11 protein-coding genes are annotated in these 15,314 nt (G+C 69.7%); 9 read left to right on the top strand and 2 right to left on the bottom strand.

The features are described 5' to 3' along the window. Window positions 1–207 precede the first annotated feature (207 nt). From ABIC63_RS19165 to ABIC63_RS19155, 3 genes are read left to right on the top strand one after another with little or no spacing between them, the layout of a single operon-like run. Window positions 208–1,251 carry an inositol monophosphatase family protein gene (locus ABIC63_RS19165; protein ID WP_354320978.1) on the top strand — a complete coding sequence of 348 codons (1,044 nt, stop codon included), beginning with the start codon at window positions 208–210 and terminating at the stop codon, window positions 1,249–1,251. Then, entirely contained in the window at window positions 1,248–3,512 is a 2,265-nt protein-coding gene (locus tag ABIC63_RS19160) for an FUSC family protein (RefSeq protein WP_354320976.1), read from the top strand. The genes ABIC63_RS19165 and ABIC63_RS19160 overlap by 4 nt, the downstream gene beginning before the upstream one ends. Window positions 3,513–3,568: 56 nt before the next feature. Further along, window positions 3,569–4,681 carry a mechanosensitive ion channel family protein gene (locus ABIC63_RS19155; protein WP_354320975.1) on the top strand — a complete coding sequence of 371 codons (1,113 nt, stop codon included), beginning with the start codon at window positions 3,569–3,571 and terminating at the stop codon, window positions 4,679–4,681. Between the two features lie 66 nt (window positions 4,682–4,747). Here ABIC63_RS19155 and ABIC63_RS19150 read toward each other — a convergent pair whose 3' ends face one another. Further along, window positions 4,748–5,257: a MarR family winged helix-turn-helix transcriptional regulator gene (locus ABIC63_RS19150; RefSeq protein ID WP_354320974.1), complete on the bottom strand. Its 510-nt coding sequence runs from the start codon at window positions 5,255–5,257 to the stop codon at window positions 4,748–4,750. 92 nt (window positions 5,258–5,349) lie between these two features. Between ABIC63_RS19150 and ABIC63_RS19145 the strand changes: the two genes are divergently transcribed. From ABIC63_RS19145 to ABIC63_RS19120, 6 genes are all read left to right on the top strand, one after another. Then, window positions 5,350–6,321: a Bug family tripartite tricarboxylate transporter substrate binding protein gene (locus ABIC63_RS19145; protein WP_354320973.1), complete on the top strand. Its 972-nt coding sequence runs from the start codon at window positions 5,350–5,352 to the stop codon at window positions 6,319–6,321. Beyond that, complete coding sequence (locus tag ABIC63_RS19140; protein WP_354320972.1) at window positions 6,318–7,658, top strand: sulfatase family protein; 1,341 nt, start codon at window positions 6,318–6,320, stop codon at window positions 7,656–7,658. Before ABIC63_RS19145 ends, ABIC63_RS19140 begins: the two co-directional genes overlap by 4 nt. 132 nt (window positions 7,659–7,790) lie before the next feature. Then, a complete protein-coding gene (locus tag ABIC63_RS19135) occupies window positions 7,791–8,303 on the top strand; it encodes a hypothetical protein (protein ID WP_294373082.1) in 513 nt (170 codons plus the stop codon). Window positions 8,304–8,361: 58 nt separating this feature from the next. Continuing rightward, window positions 8,362–11,181 (top strand): PAS domain S-box protein, encoded by a 2,820-nt coding sequence (locus tag ABIC63_RS19130; protein ID WP_354320971.1) that lies wholly within the window; start codon window positions 8,362–8,364, stop codon window positions 11,179–11,181. Between the two features lie 243 nt (window positions 11,182–11,424). Continuing rightward, window positions 11,425–12,054, top strand: coding sequence for a TRAP transporter small permease subunit (locus ABIC63_RS19125; protein WP_354320970.1), 630 nt, complete (start codon window positions 11,425–11,427; stop codon window positions 12,052–12,054). A gap of 19 nt (window positions 12,055–12,073) precedes the next feature. Further along, a complete protein-coding gene (locus tag ABIC63_RS19120) occupies window positions 12,074–13,936 on the top strand; it encodes a TRAP transporter large permease (protein WP_354320969.1) in 1,863 nt (620 codons plus the stop codon). 199 nt (window positions 13,937–14,135) lie between these two features. Here ABIC63_RS19120 and ABIC63_RS19115 read toward each other — a convergent pair whose 3' ends face one another. Continuing rightward, window positions 14,136–15,218: a TRAP transporter substrate-binding protein gene (locus tag ABIC63_RS19115; RefSeq protein ID WP_017762306.1), complete on the bottom strand. Its 1,083-nt coding sequence runs from the start codon at window positions 15,216–15,218 to the stop codon at window positions 14,136–14,138. Window positions 15,219–15,314: the final 96 nt, after the last annotated feature.

The following is a 15,314-nucleotide window of genomic DNA, read 5'->3' as shown; positions in this document are numbered from 1 at the left end:
CGCTGGCTGGGCCCGGAAGGCGCACCGCGTCAGGCGGCACGACCGGTCTGGCTGACGATCAAAGACGTTCTATGCAGACTTTTTGAGAATTGTTCTCATTGTAGAACGACGAACGCGCTGCCCGCTAAAATGCGCGCCTTCTTTTCCGTCCGCATCGCCGGACGCGTCTCTGGCGGGCCGGGCCCGCACCCGTTCCTCGCACAACTCATGTCGTCCAACCTGCATCCCATGCTCAACGTGGCCATCAAGGCCGCCCGCGCCGCTGGCGCCATCATCAACCGCGCCGCGCTCGACGTCGAAGCGGTGCGCGTCTCGCAGAAGCAGGTGAACGACTTCGTGACCGAGGTGGACCATGCCGCCGAGGCGATCATCATCGAGACGCTGCTGACGGCCTATCCCGGCCACGGCATCCTGGCCGAGGAATCGGGCAGCGAGCACGGCGCCCGCGATTCCGAATACGTCTGGATCATCGATCCGCTGGACGGCACCACCAACTTCATCCACGGCTTCCCCGTGTACTGCGTGTCCATCGCGCTGTCGGTGCGCGGCAAGATCGAGCAGGCCGTGGTCTACGACCCGACGCGCAACGACCTGTTCACCGCCTCGCGCGGCCGCGGCGCCTACCTCAACGAGCGGCGCATCCGCGTGTCCAAGCGCATCCGCCTGCCCGAGAGCCTGATCTCCACCGGCTTCCCCTTCCGCACCGGCGACAACTTCAAGCAGTACCTGGCCATCATGGCCGACCTGATGCCCCGCGCTGCCGGCCTGCGCCGCCCCGGCGCCGCCGCGCTGGACCTCGCCTATGTGGCCGCCGGCTACACCGAGGCCTTCTTCGAGACGGGCCTCAACATCTGGGACGCCGCCGCCGGCTCGCTGCTGGTGACCGAGGCGGGTGGCCTGATCAGCAACTTCACCGGCGAAGGCGAGTTCCTGGACCAGCGCGAACTGCTGGCCGGCACGCCGCGCATCTACGGCCAGTTGGTGCCGATCCTGAGCAAATACTCCAAGTTCGCCGGCGTGGACGACAAGCTGGCCGCCACCGAGCGCATCCGCTCGGTCGACCCCAGCCGCCGCACCGCCGGCGCCGACGACTCGGCCGACATCTACGCCCGCTCCACCGTCGGCCTGGGCACCGAAGAGGCCGAGGCCGAAGGCGGCGCCGAGGCACCGGCGCCCGCCCCCGCCGCGCCCCGCAAGCTGACGCGCGTCAAGCGCGCCCCCGAAAGCAACGAAGGCAATCCGGGCGCGTGAGCCTGAGCACGGCCGGCCGTCCCCAGGTGCGCAAAAGCCTGCGCACCGCCCTCAGCCACGACGTCACGAACGGGCTGTCGGTGGCCCTCGGCCTGCTGTTGATCTCGGGCGGTGTGCATCTGTGGCTGGGTGCGGCAGCGGCCGCATCGGCGGCCACAGGCGTCATCGTCGCCAGCCCCCCCGACCGCGCGGCGCCTCGCCGCGGCAAGCTGCGCCAGTTGCTGCCCGCGGCCCTGCTCAGCCTGCCACTTTTCTTCGCGGTGCAGATGCTGCACACCATGCCGGGGCGCCTCGGCCTGCTGCTGGTGCCGGCCTCCTTCCTCGCCTTCCTGGCCATGGCCTGGGGCAAGCGCGGCATCCCCATCGCCATCGCGCTGATGCTGGCCATGGTGTTCTCGATGGCGACGCGCCCACCTTCCGGCCTCACCGAGGCGCTGGCCCGCACCGGGCACATGGCGCTGGGATCGGCGTTGTACGTGGTCTACGCCACGCTGATGAACCTGGTGCTCAACGCCCGCTACCGAACGCAATACATGGCCGACCTGCTGCTGTCGATGGCGGGGCTGATGCGGGCGCAGGCGCGGCAGTTCCGCGCGCGGGACGAATCCAGCGATGTGCGCGAGGTCGACGCGCCGGCGCTCGGCGCCATGCTGCGCGCGCAGGCGGCGCTGGCCGACCAGTTGCAGTCCACCCGCGACCTGGTCTTCGAATCCCCGCGCACGCCCTACCGCCAGCGGCTGGCCGGCATGCTGATGACGGTGCTGGAGATGCGCGACCACCTGCTGGCCAGCGAACTCGACCTGGAGACGCTGCGCAGCCATCCACGCCACGGCGCCCAGCTGGCGGCCATGCGCCAGGCGCTGGAGGCCATGGCCGACGACGTCGAGGCCTTGGCCGATGCCCTGCTGCAGATGCGCCGGCCCGCGGTCATCGCCGACCGCCGGCAGGCGTTGGCTGCCATCCCTGCGGACGCCGACGAGACGGCGGCCTTCGGCGGCCCCTCCCCCGGCCAACTGGCCCGCGGTCTGGCCAACCGCTTGGCCCATCTGAACGATGAGACGGTGCGCCTCGCCCGCCTGGCGCGAGGCGACGAGGCGCCCGACCTGGCCGTCGTCCGCGCGCATTGGCAGGTCTTCGTCAGTCCCACCGAGTGGTCGATCCGGCCCTTCCTCGCGCTCTGGCGCTGGGACGCACCGCCGCTGCGCCATGCCATCCGCGCCGCGCTGGCACTGGCCACCGGCTACGTCATCGCCGTGCTGATGCCCTGGGGCTCGCACGACTACTGGATCCTGCTCACCATCGTGGTGGTGCTGCGCGGCAGCCTGGCGCAGACGCTGGAGCGGCGCAACCAGCGCGTGGCCGGCACGCTGGTGGGCAGCCTGTTCGCCGTGGCACTGCTGGCCACCCATCCCGGCCCCGTCGAGCTGCTGCTGGCCATGACGGCGGCGCAGGCCTTCGCCCATGGCTTCGCGGTGCGCAAATACACCCTGACAGCCGTGGCCGCCACGGTGCTGGGGCTGGTTCAGGCGCACCAGCTGTATGCCGGCGCCGCGCCCACCTTCGCGCTCGGGGAGCGTATCGCCGACACGCTGATCGGCGCCGCGCTGGCGTGGGCCTTCTGCTATGTGCTGCCATCCTGGGAGCGCACGCAGATTCCGGCCCTGGTGCGGCGGACGGTGGCGGCGCAGGCCCGGCATGCGCGGCTCTCGCTGTCGCTCGGCCAGCTGCATGCCCTGGAGACGGCACCGGAGCTGGAATGGCGGCTGGCGCGGCGGGAGGCCTTCGATGCCCTCTCGGCGCTGGTGCAGGCGACGCAGCGCTCGCTGTCGGAGCCCCGTGCCGTACAGCCGCCGCTGGAACCGCTGGAGCGCCTGCAGGCTCACAGCTACCAGCTGCTGGCGCAGCTGTCGGCGGTGAAGTCCATGCTCGTGCTGCGGCACGACCGGCTGGATCCGTCTCAGGTCCAGGGTCCCCTGGAGCGCGCCGCGCGGCGTATCGACGAGGCGATCGGGCCTCGTCCCGCCGGCGCACCCGAGCGGGCGGAACTGGCGGATGCGCCGGATACCGCCCCGGCGGCCTCGCTGTCCTCCGGGCCGGTGCCCCTGCCGGACCCCTTCGATCAGGACATCAGCCCCTGGCTGTTGCGCCGGCTCGACCTCGCCGCGGGCATTGCCATGCAGATCAAGGCGGATGTGGCGCAGATCCTGCGCGACCCCGCCATGCTGCCGGCAGCCCCTTCCCAGCAACCCCGCAGCGCCTGACTGCGGTCGCCGGCCCGCGCCGGCCCACCGCCTGCGCTGCCGCATGGAGATGCCGAATGAACCTGCAAGCCATCCTGGCCCTGCCCTGGACCCAGACCCTGATCGCCGCCGTGGTGGCGGTGGTCATCGCCCTTGTCATCTTCCGCGTGGGGCGCGCCGTGCTCATGCGCGTGACGCGACCATTGCCGGTGGTCCACATGGTGGTGCAGGCGGCCCGCGCGCCCGCCAGCGCCGTGCTGCCGTTGCTGGCCCTGCAGACGGTCTGGCAGGCCGCGCCGGATGACCTGGAGTTCATCGGCAACATCCGCCACCTCAACGGGCTGCTGCTGATCGTGTCGCTGACCTGGCTGGTCGTGCGGCTGATCGGCGGACTGGCGGACGGCATCATCGCCCGCCATCCGGTGGACGTGGCCGACAACATGGCGGCGCGGCGCATCCTGACCCAGGCGCGCGTGCTCTCGCGCACGGCGATGGTGGTGGCGGTGATCATCGGCGCGGCCATGGCCCTGATGACCTTTCCGGGCGCGCGCCAGGTCGGCGCCAGCCTGCTGGCCTCGGCGGGCGTGATCGGTATCGTCGGCGGTCTGGCCGCCAAGCCGGTGTTCAGCAACCTGATCGCGGGCATCCAGATCGCACTGACCCAGCCGATCCGCATCGACGACGTGCTGATCGTCGAGGGCGAATGGGGGCGCGTGGAAGAGATCACCGGCACCTACGTGGTGCTGCGCATCTGGGACGACCGGCGGCTGATCATTCCGCTGAACTACTTCATGGAGAAGCCCTTCCAGAACTGGACGCGCAACAGCTCGCAGCTGCTGGGCTCGGTCTTCCTGTTCGTGGACTATGGGATGCCGCTGGCGCCGCTGCGCGCCGAGGTGGAGCGCGTGGTCAAGGCCGCGCCCGAGTGGGATGGTCGCTTCTTCAACCTCGTGGTGACCGATGCCACCGAGCGCACCATGCAGCTGCGCATCCTGTGCACGGCCGCCAGTTCCGGCCTGGCCTGGGACCTGCGCTGCCGGGTGCGCGAGGGCGTGATCGACTTCATGCAGCGCGAGTACCCGCAGTTCCTGCCGCGCATGCGGGTGGAAGGCGACCTTGGCAGCGCCCGACACGAACGGACGGGGGAGGACATCGGTGCCCATCCGCCGGTGCAGCCGGGCGCGGTCTGACCCTCGACGGCGCCGCTGCTGCGGCCAACGACGGCGCGACCGCGCAGCGCCGCTGGAAAGAAGCGCTCAGCCCGCTCTGCGCCCGCGCGGTGCCTTGGGCAGCTCGGCCTGCGATGCCAGTTCGAGCGCCCTGGCCTCCAGCCGGTCCAGCCCGTCGAGAAAGGGCTGCTGTCGCTCGCCCAAGGCCTGCAGCAGCTGCCGGTTCAGTTCCGTGACCTGCGGGTAGAGCGCGTCATAGATCGCCTGTCCCCGCTCGCTGAGCGCGACGGCCACATGCCGCCGGTCACCGCTGGCCTGCTCGCGCAGAACGAGTCCCTTGTCGACCAGCGAACCGAGGGCGCGCGAGGTGCGCACCCGGTCCAGCTGCGTCTGCTGCGCCAGCTCGGACGAGCCCATGGGCCCCTTGCCCGCCAGCGTGGCGATCAACCGCCATTCGCGCCGGGTGATGCCGAAGCGCCCCTCGCACAGCCGCAGCACCATGCTGCCCGCCACCGCGATGACGCGCGACATGCGATACAGCAGCAGCGGATCGAGGGAGGCAGGACGGGCGCAGGCCGCGTCGGGACGGCGGGTCATGGGGTAAATCCGAGGGATGATGGATCTGATCCATCGATTGTGGCGGCCCTACAGTCGCGCGAGCTTCATTTCGAGCGATCCGGTAGTCACCCATGAGCCCACGCAGAACATTCCACCGCCTCGCGGCGGCCCTGGCCCTTGCCACCCTGGCAGGCGCAGTCTCCGCCCAGCCGGCAATTGACGGCCCCCTGCGCATCGTCGTCGGCTATGCCCCCGGCGGCGCCACCGACCGCGTCGCCCGCATCGTGGCCGACCGCCTCACCGCCAAGCTGGGCGTGCCCGTCGTGGTGGACAACAAGGCGGGCGCGGGTGGCCGCCTGGCCGCCCAGCAGGTCAGGAACACGCCTGCCGGCCAGAACGTGATCATGGTGGCCAACCCGGCCGTCATGGTGGTGGCGCCGCTGGTCTTCAAGGACAACGGCTACGACCCGGAGCGCGACTTCCAGCCGCTGTCCAACGTCAACAACTACGAGTTCGGCCTGGTGGTGGGCAGCGCGGTGCCGGTCAAGCAGCTGTCGCACCTGCTGGCCTGGATGAAGGCCAACCCCGAGAAGGCCAACGTGGGTGTGCCCGCCACCGGCAGCCTGCCGCACTTCTTCGCGCTCATGCTGGGCCAGAAGGCCCAGGTCAAGACCGAGGTGGTGGGCTACCGCGGCTCTTCCACGGTGATGACCGACCTGATCGGCGGCCAGATCCCCATCGCCGTCGACACCTTCGACGTGCTGCTGCCGCAGCATGAATCGGGCAAGGTGCGCATCCTGGCGGTCTCGAGCGCCAAGCGCTCGGCCTTCGCACCCGACGTGCCCACCTTCAAGGAAGCCGGCCTGGACATCACGGCCGTGGGCTGGAACGCCTTCTTCGCCCCAGCCTCGATGCCGCGCGACAAGGCCGACCGCCTGGCACGCGAGATCCACGACGTGATGCAGGAACCCGACACCCAGCGCAAGTTCACCGACGCCAGGATGCAGCCGGTGGTCAGCACCCGCGCCGAAACCGAGGCGATGCTCAAGGCCTTCCGCGCCCAATGGGCACCCGTCGTCAAGACCTCGGGCTACCAGCCATGAACGCCACCGCCACCCCCGGGGCCGGCCGCCCCAACATCATCTTCATCGTCGCCGACGACCTGGGCTACGCCGACCTGGGCTGCTACGGCGGCCGCGACGCGCCCTTCGGCAAGGTCTCGCCCGTGCTGGACCAGCTGGCTGCGGGCGGCCTGCTGCTGACCCAGGGCTACGCAAACTCGCCCGTGTGCTCGCCCACCCGCTTCGGCATGATCACCGGCCGCTACCAGTACCGGCTGCGCGGCGCGGCCGAGGAGCCGATCAACAGCAAGAGCCGCGGCAGCAACACGCTGGGCATGCCGCCCTCGCACCCCACCCTGCCCTCGCTGCTCAAGGACGCCGGCTACCGCACCGCCCTGATCGGCAAGTGGCACCTGGGCTATCCGCCCGCCTTCGGGCCGCTGCGCTCGGGCTACGAGGAGTTCTTCGGGCCGCTGTCGGGCGGGGTGGACTACTTCACCCACTGCGACAGCCGCGGCACGCACGACCTGTTCTTCGGCGAGGAAGAGAAGCACGACGAGGGCTACCTCACCGACCTGTTCTCCCACCGCGCCGTGGATTACGTCGAGCGCATGGCCGCCGGCGAGGCGCCCTTCTTCCTGAGCCTGCACTACACCGCGCCGCACTGGCCCTGGGAAACGCGCGAGGACGCCGGCCGCGCCCCCGCCGTCAAGGACAACCTGTTCGACCTGGCCGGCGGCAACATCCACGTCTACCGCCGCATGATCCACCACATGGACGAAGGCATCGGCTGGATCGTGGAGGCCCTGCGCCGCACCGGCCGGTTGGACAACACGCTGGTCGTCTTCACCAGCGACAACGGCGGCGAGCGCTTCTCGGACAACTGGCCGCTGGTCGGCGGCAAGATGGACCTGACCGAAGGCGGCATCCGCGTGCCGTGGATCGCCCACTGGCCGGCCGCCATCGCCCCCGGCGGCCGCAGCGAGCAGCTGTGCATGACCATGGACTGGTCGGCCACCATGCTCGACGCCGCCGGTGTCGCCGCAGACCCGGACCATCCGCTGGACGGCGTCTCCCTCATGCCCGTGCTGCGCGACCCGGCCGCCACCTTCGCGCGGCCGCTGCACTGGCGCATGAACCACCGTGGCCAGCGCGCCCTGCGCGACGGCCGCTGGAAGTACCTGCGCGTGGACGGACACGACTACCTGTTCGACATCCCGGCCGACGAGCGCGAGCGGGCCAATCTGGCGCCGCGCGAGCCCGCCCGCCTGGCCGCCATGCGCCAGCAGTGGGAGGACTGGAACGCCACCATGCCGCCCATTCCAGAGGACGCCACCGTCAGCCTGGGCTATTCGTACAAGGACATGCCGCAGCGCTGAGCGCACCCGCTGGCCGGAAAGGCCTGCGCCTTCCTAGAATCGTCCGAGGCATCCGGCCCGCCCCATCCCGGGGGCGCTGCGCCTGCAGCCCCTGGCGCGGGGTGGCGGTGCCATCCGCATTGGGAGGACGCCATGCAACCGCTGAGCTTCGGCCGCTGGGAACACTGGATGCTGGCGTCGGCCGTGGTCATGGGGCTGGCGGCCCTGGCCTGGCGCCTGTGGGATGGATCGCGCGCCTGGCGGCAGCGCCACCACCGCATCGACACGGCCCGCTCGCGCTCGGGCACCCTCGCCATGCCGCTGCAAGGCCGCAGCACCGGCGCCGTTCCCAGTGCCCCCGTGCCGTCGCCCGCGGCGGCCCCGCCGGTGGCGAACACCGCGCTGTACGACAACCCGCATCCGACGCTGCGCATCCAGTACACGGACATCTACGGCCAGGCCTCGGACCGGGTGATCACGGTCGAACGGCTGGACCTGTACCGCCAGGTCATCATCGCGCGCGGCACGGAGCGCGAGGACCTGCGCACGCTGTCGATCGGCCGCATCCGCATCGCCCGGGACGCCGGCACCGGCGCCCACTTCAGCCTGGCCCAGTGGATCGAACGCATGCGCAGCCGCCAGGCCGGGACGGGCCATAACGCGTGATCCGCTGACATCGGCCGCCCCGTGCCGCCACCATAATCCGGCCGCATTCCCGCGACCTATGCGCGCCGCATCCGTCCCCACCCACTGGCCCTTCGTCCGAGGCGAGTGCGCCGCCCTGGCGCGCGCCCTGACCGCCGAGCGCTGCCCCCTCGGGCCGGCCTCCGAGTGGCCGCCGACACTGCGCATGCTCATCGACATGATGCTGCCTTCGCAGGCGGAGATCGTGCTGTTCTGGGGCCAGGACTACGTCGCCTTCTACAACGACGCCTACGCGCCCACCATCGGCAACAAGCATCCCACGGCCTTCGGTCGCCCGGGCCAGGAACACTGGAGCGAGTTGTGGGACGACCTGCAGCCGCTGCTGGACCGCGTGCTGCACTTCGGCGAGACGGTCGCCGCCCAGGACCGGCCCTTCCGCATCAACCGCCACGGGCAGATGGAAGACGTGTTCTTCGACATCTCCTACTCGCCCGTGCGCGAGCACGACGGCCGCATCTGCGGGGTGCTGTGCATCGTCAAGGAGACCACGGCCCGCGTGAACGCCACGCGCCGCCTGGCGGCCAGCGAGGCCCACCTGCGCGAGATGGAAGAGCAATGGCGGCTGGCCCAGGCGGCCGGCGGCGTGGGCGTGTTCGTGCTGGACATTCCGGCCGACACCGTCACTGCCTCGCCGGGCTTCTTCCGCGCCTTCGGCCTGCCGGCCCATGCCGCACCCGTGCCCTCGTCGATGCTGGAAACCCTGAAGGTGCCCGGCGAGGCGGAGGGCATGTCCGACACCCACAGCCGCAGCGACGGCAGCGCGCCGCTCGATGTCGAGTACCGCATCCGCCGCGCCGACGACGGCCGGCTGCGCTGGATCTGGCGCCGCGCCGAGATCGTGCGCGACAGCACCGGCGCGCCCTTGCTCATGCGCGGCGTGGTGCAGGACGTGACCGTGAGCCATTTGGCCCAGGCCACCCTGCGCGAAAGCGAGGCGCGCTTTCGCGCCCTCGCCCAGGCCGTGCCCAACCAGGTGTGGACGGCGGGCCCCGACGGCGCGCTGGACTGGGTCAACCAGCAGGTGCTCGACTACACCGGTGCCCGCCCGGACGAGCTCCTTGGCCACCGATGGCTGGCGACCCTGCACCCCGAGGACCACGCCTCGATGCGGGCCGCCTGGGCCCGTGCCTGCACCACCCTGACGCCCTACAGCACCGAGCTGCGCCTGCGCCGCCATGATGGTCAGTGGCGCTGGCAATTGGTGCGCGCTCAGCCCGTGCAGGGTGGCGACGGCAGCATGCGCTGGATCGGCACCACCACCGACATCGAGGACCAGAAGGCCGCACAGGCGCAACTGGAGGCCATGAACTCCACCCTGGCGCAGCGGGTGGAGGAACGCACGCGTGACCGCGACCGGCTGTGGCAGCTGTCCACCGACGTGATGGTGATCGCCGACCTGGGAGGCCGCATCCTGCACGTCAACCCGGCCTGGTACGCCATCCTCGGTTGGCGCGAGGAGGAACTGCTGGGTGGCCAGCTGCTGGACTATTCGCATCCCGAGGACCTGGCTGCCGCCGAACGCGAGTTCGAGCGGCTGGCGCAGGGCATCCCCACGCTGCGCTACGAAGGCCGGATGCGCCACCGCGACGGCAGCTACCGCACGCTGTCATGGACGGCCGTGCCCGACGCGCCCTATCTGCATGCGGTCGGCCGCGACGTGACGGCGCTGCGCGAGTCCGAGGCGCGGCTGCGCCACAGCCAGAAGATGGAGGCCATCGGCCAGCTCACCGGCGGCATCGCGCACGACTTCAACAACATGCTCCAGGGCATCACCGGCGCCATCGAGGTGATGCGGCGGCGCGTGGCCCAGGGCCAGACCGAGGGGCTGGAGCGCTTCATGGACAGCGCCACCCAATCGGCCCACCGCGCCGCCTCGCTGGTGCAGCGGCTGCTGGCCTTCTCGCGCCGCCAGTCGCTCGATCCGAAGCCGCTGGACGTCAACCATCTCGTGCGCTCCATGGAGGAGATGCTGCGCCGCACACTGGGCGAGCATGTGCGCCTGGACGTGGCGCTGGAAGCCCAGGCCTGCCTGGCGGTCGGCGACGAAAGCCAGCTGGAGAGCGCCATCCTCAACCTGGCCATCAACGCGCGCGACGCCATGCCTTCGGGCGGCCTGCTGCGCATCGCCACGGCACACCTGGCGGTGAAGGACGGCGAGATGGAGCCGCTGCGCCCCGGCCACTATGTCCGCATCACCGTGGCCGACACCGGCAGCGGCATGCCCCGCGACGTACTGGCCAAGGCCTTCGATCCCTTCTTCACCACCAAGCCGATCGGCCAGGGCACCGGGCTCGGGCTGTCGATGGTCTACGGCTTCGCCCAGCAGTCGGGCGGCCATGTGCGCATCGACAGCGTGCCGGACCAGGGCACCCGCGTGGACCTGTACCTGCCCTGCTCCGACGAGCCGCCCTCCGAGCAGCCGGAGGCGAGCCGCGATGCAGGCAGGCCGCTGGCGACCGAGGGCGAGGTCGTGCTGCTGGTGGAGGACGACCCAGGCGTGCGCCTGCTGGTTCGCGAGGTGCTGGTCGATCTGGGCTACCAAACGCTGGAGGCCGCGGACGGTCCGTCGGCGCTGCCCATCCTGCAGTCGAACCGCCGCATCGACCTGCTGGTGAGCGATGTGGGCCTGCCCGGCCTCAATGGCCGGCAGGTGGCGGAGATCGCCCGCCAGCAGCGGCCTGGCCTGCAGGTGCTGTTCATGACCGGCTATGCCGCGCGCGCCGCGATCCGGTCGGAGTTCCTCGCGCCCGGCATGGACATGATCGCCAAGCCCTTCGCCATCGAGGAACTCATCGAGCGCATCCGCGCGATGGTGGGACGCGGCCCGACCGAGCGCTGAGTCCTTGCGCGCCCGCACCATGCGGGACGACCCAAGCCGCCTTGGCGAAGACCGCGCGGCCCGCGGTCCGGGACGCGCCGACATGCACTGCTGCAGGCCCGCACAGGCTGGGGGTTCGCCTCATGGTCGACGCGGCGCGGCCCCTTAGAATCCGCCCGCCTTTCGCACCCGGCTCGCGGCCCACAACGCCAGCGCGCCGGGTGTCTTCGTATCTGAAAGGCCCAATTCAAAAATGGAGTAGACATGCAAGGCTTGCTGAGGCTCTCGCGCGCCATCGACTGGCTCAATGCGCAGGTGGGCAAGGTCGTGATCTGGCTGATCATGGCGTCAACGGCCATCAGTGCGCTCAACGCGCTGGTGCGCTACATCTTCAACACCAGTTCCAATGCCTTCCTCGAGGTGCAGTGGTACCTGTTCGCCTGGTCCTTCCTGGTCGCCGCGGGCTTCACGCTGCTCAACCGCGAGCATGTGCGCATCGATGTGCTCAACAGCCGCCTGCCCAAGAAAGCGCAGATCTGGATCGACATCGTCGGCTTCGCGGCCTTCCTCACGCCGGTGTGCCTGCTGGTGCTGTACTACACGGTGCCCATGACGATGCAGAAGTTCGCCTCGGGCGAGATGTCGGGCAATCCCGGCGGACTGATCCGCTGGCCGGTGTGGCTGGCGTTGCCGATCGGCTTCACGCTGCTGCTGCTGCAGGGCTGGTCCGAGCTGATCAAGCGCATCGCCTTCCTCACAGGCGATGGCCCTGACCCGACCGTCAAGCCCGGCGAGAAGACCGCCGAGGAAGAACTGGCCGAGGTGCTGCGCCAGCGCGCCGAAGCCGACGCCCGCAACGCCAACACGGCCGCCACGGCGCCGCAGGCACGCTGAACGGACGGGAGCACACGACGTGGAGTTCATCACCGCCAATTTCGCCCCGATCATGTTCGCGGGGCTCATCTGCTTCCTGCTGCTGGGATTTCCGGTGGCCTTCAGCCTGGGCGCCTGCGGGCTGACCTTCGGCCTCATCGGCATCGAACTGGGGGTGTTCCAGTCCTCGGTGATGGCCTGGCTGCCGCAGCGCCTGATCGGCATCATGGCCAACGACACGCTGCTCGCGGTGCCCTTCTTCACGCTGATGGGGCTCATCCTGGAGCGCAGCGGCATGGCGGAGGACCTGCTCGACACCGTCGGGCAGGTGTTCGGCCCCATGCGCGGGGGCCTGGCGCTGGCCGTGGTCTTCGTCGGCGCGCTGCTGGCCGCCACCACCGGCGTGGTGGCTGCCTCGGTCATCTCGATGGGCCTGATCTCGCTGCCCATCATGCTGCGCTACGGCTATGACCGCCGCTTCAGCAGCGGCGTGATCGCGGCATCGGGCACGCTGGCCCAGATCATCCCGCCCTCGCTGGTGCTGATCATCATGGCCGACCAGCTCGGCAAGAGCGTGGGCGACATGTACAAGGGCGCCTTCGTGCCGGCCTTCATGCTGGTGGGCTGCTATGTGCTGTACGTGGCCTTCCTCGCCATCTTCCGGCCCGCCAGCGTGCCGGCGCTGCCCGCCGAGGCCCGCATCTACCGCGAGCCCGACGGCAGCGGTGGCTATCGCTCGCTGCTGGTGCTCATGGTCATCTCCTTTGTCGTGTCGGTGCTGGTCGCGCGCCACCTGACCGACGTGCACAGCTGGTGGAGTGGCCAGACGGTGACCTCGGTCGCCACGGACGAAAAGGTGGTCGTGGCGATGTGCGGCGGCACCTTCGTCGCGCTGGTGATCGCCCTGCTCAACAAGTACCTGCGGCTGGGGCTGCTGTCCAGGCTGGCCGAGCGCGTGACCTTCGTGCTCATCCCGCCGCTGCTGCTGATCTTCCTGGTGCTCGGCACGATCTTCCTGGGCATCGCCACGCCGACCGAAGGCGGGGCGATGGGCGCCATCGGCGCGCTCATCATGGGCTGGGCGCGCGGGCGGCTGGACATGACGCTGCTCAAGCAGGCGCTGGCCGCCACCACCAAGCTCGGCAGCTTCGTCATGTTCATCCTGATCGGCGCGACCATCTTCAGCCTGGTCTTCCAGGCGGCGGACGGGCCGATCTGGGTCGAGCACCTGCTGGCCAGCCTGCCGGGCGGCCAGGTGGGCTTCCTGGTCGCGGTGAACCTGCTGATCTTCTTCCTGGCCTTCTTCCTCGACTACTTCGAGCTGTCGTTCATCGTGGTGCCGCTGCTGGCGCCCGTGGCCGACAAGCTGGGCATCGACCTGATCTGGTTCGGCGTGCTGCTGGCGATGAACATGCAGACCTCCTTCATGCACCCGCCCTTCGGCTTCGCGCTGTTCTTCCTGCGCTCGGTGGCGCCGGACAAGCCGTACGTGGACCGTGTGACCCGCACGGTGATGCAGCCTGTCACCACCATGCAGATCTACAAGGGCGCCATTCCCTTCGTGCTGATCCAGCTGGTGATGGTCGGCGTGATGATCTCGTTCCCCAACTTGGTCACGGGCAGCCTCGACAAGGCCCAGAACTACGACCTCAAGAGCATCGGCGACCAGATGCGCGAGAGCCTGCAGCCCGAAGGCGGCGGGGCCTCGCCGGATGCCGGCTACGGCAGCGGCGAAGAGCCCTACGGCGGCACGCCCGCGCCGGGCGGTGACTCGCCCCCCGCGGCACCGGCTTCCCCGGAGGCGGCACCCGCCGCACCCGACGCGGACGCGCCGGCGTCCACCCCGGACGATCCGGTCAAGGCGATGGAAGAGGCGCTCAAGCGGGCGCAGCCTTCCAACTAGCCACCGCCTGCCCGCCCGCGTCCATTGCGGGCGCCTGCGCCGGACGCCGCGCCTTGCGCGATGTCGGCGCGGGACTCGCGGTCACCACCGAGGGCCATGACGACAGACGCAAAAAAGCCGCGCACTGCGCGGCTTTTTTGTTGTGCGTGCATCAAGCCGACGAGCCCGCCATCCGGCAGGCTCGGCGCCCGCGCCTTCGTCAGATCTTGACGCCGTTCATGTACTGGTTGAACGGGTACTCCGAGAAGCGGTTCCACAGGATCTGGTCGCGCTGGAAGGCGCGCATGCTCTGGTGGATGGCCTTGAACTCCGGCGACTTGGCTTCGTGGTCGGCGAAGACCTCCATCGACGACTTGAAACCCGCGTCCATCACGGCCTTGGGGAAGGCCTTTAGTTGGGTCTTTTCGGCCACCAGCTTCTTCAGAGCGATGGGGTTGTAGGCGTCGTACTTGGCGGTCATGTCGGTGGCCGCCACGGCCATCGCGGCGTTGAGGATCGCCTTGTTCTCGTCGGACAGCGCGTTGAACTTCTTCACATTGATGAAGAACTCCAGGTCGGCGCCGCCTTCCCACCAGCCGGGGTAGTAGTAGTAGGGCGCGACCTTGTTGAAGCCCAGCTTGGCGTCGTCGTAGGGACCGACGAATTCGGCGGCGTCCAGCGTGCCCTTCTCGAGCGCCTGGTACACGTCGCCGGCCGGCATGTTCTGCGGCACCACGCCGAGCTTCTGCATCGCTTCGCCGAACACGCCGCCGCCCATGCGCATCTTCAGACCCTTGAGGTCCTCGACGGTCTTGATTTCCTTGCGGTACCAGCCGCCCATCTGCGTGCCGGTGTTGCCGGCGCTGGCGGTGCGGAAGTTGTACTTGGCGAAGAAGTCGTCGAGCAGCTTGCGGCCACCGCCGTAGTCCTTCCACGCGGTGTTCTGACGCGCGGTCAGGCCGAAGGGCACGGCGCAGCTGAAGGCGAAGACCGGGTCCTTGCCGGTGAAGTAATAGGCGGCGGACTGGGCCATCTCGATGGTGTCGCCTTGCAGCGCATCGACGACGCCGAAGGCCGGCATCAGTTCACCGGCGGGGTGCACGGTGATCTCGAACTTGCCACCCGACATGGCCTTGATCGTCTTGGACAGCATTTCGGCGCTGCCGAAGATGGTGTCGAGCGAACGAGGGAAGCTCGATGCGAGGCGCCAGCGCACTGCGGCCTGCGCGTGCACCGCTGGCGCCACACCGGCGGCCAGGACACCAGCGAGGCCGGCATTTTTGATGATGGAACGACGATCCATGAGCTTGACTCCGTTGAACAGCTGAAATACGAACGCGGCCCGTGGCCGCGTTGTCGACTCTGAAGAGGGCCGATTCTAAAAAGATGCACCCGGCGG

The organism is Pseudacidovorax sp. 1753, from assembly GCF_040544975.1.
In the GTDB taxonomy this organism is placed as follows: Bacteria; Pseudomonadota; Gammaproteobacteria; order Burkholderiales; family Burkholderiaceae_C; genus Xenophilus.
The sequence above is the reverse complement of the archived record's forward strand: the minus strand, read 5'-3'. Positions and strand labels throughout refer to the sequence as shown.

Excerpts from the sequence above, each read along its gene's own strand:
- ABIC63_RS19130 (WP_354320971.1), top strand. The coding sequence starts at position 8,362 with ATGCGCGCCGCATCCGTCCCCACCCACTGGCCCTTCGTCCGAGGCGAG.
- ABIC63_RS19155 (WP_354320975.1), top strand. The coding sequence starts at position 3,569 with ATGAACCTGCAAGCCATCCTGGCCCTGCCCTGGACCCAGACCCTGATC.
- ABIC63_RS19145 (WP_354320973.1), top strand. The coding sequence starts at position 5,350 with ATGAGCCCACGCAGAACATTCCACCGCCTCGCGGCGGCCCTGGCCCTT.
- ABIC63_RS19140 (WP_354320972.1), top strand. The coding sequence starts at position 6,318 with ATGAACGCCACCGCCACCCCCGGGGCCGGCCGCCCCAACATCATCTTC.
- ABIC63_RS19135 (WP_294373082.1), top strand. The coding sequence starts at position 7,791 with ATGCAACCGCTGAGCTTCGGCCGCTGGGAACACTGGATGCTGGCGTCG.
- ABIC63_RS19125 (WP_354320970.1), top strand. The coding sequence starts at position 11,425 with ATGCAAGGCTTGCTGAGGCTCTCGCGCGCCATCGACTGGCTCAATGCG.
- ABIC63_RS19165 (WP_354320978.1), top strand. The coding sequence starts at position 208 with ATGTCGTCCAACCTGCATCCCATGCTCAACGTGGCCATCAAGGCCGCC.
- ABIC63_RS19150 (WP_354320974.1), bottom strand. The coding sequence starts at position 5,257 with ATGACCCGCCGTCCCGACGCGGCCTGCGCCCGTCCTGCCTCCCTCGAT.
- ABIC63_RS19115 (WP_017762306.1), bottom strand. The coding sequence starts at position 15,218 with ATGGATCGTCGTTCCATCATCAAAAATGCCGGCCTCGCTGGTGTCCTG.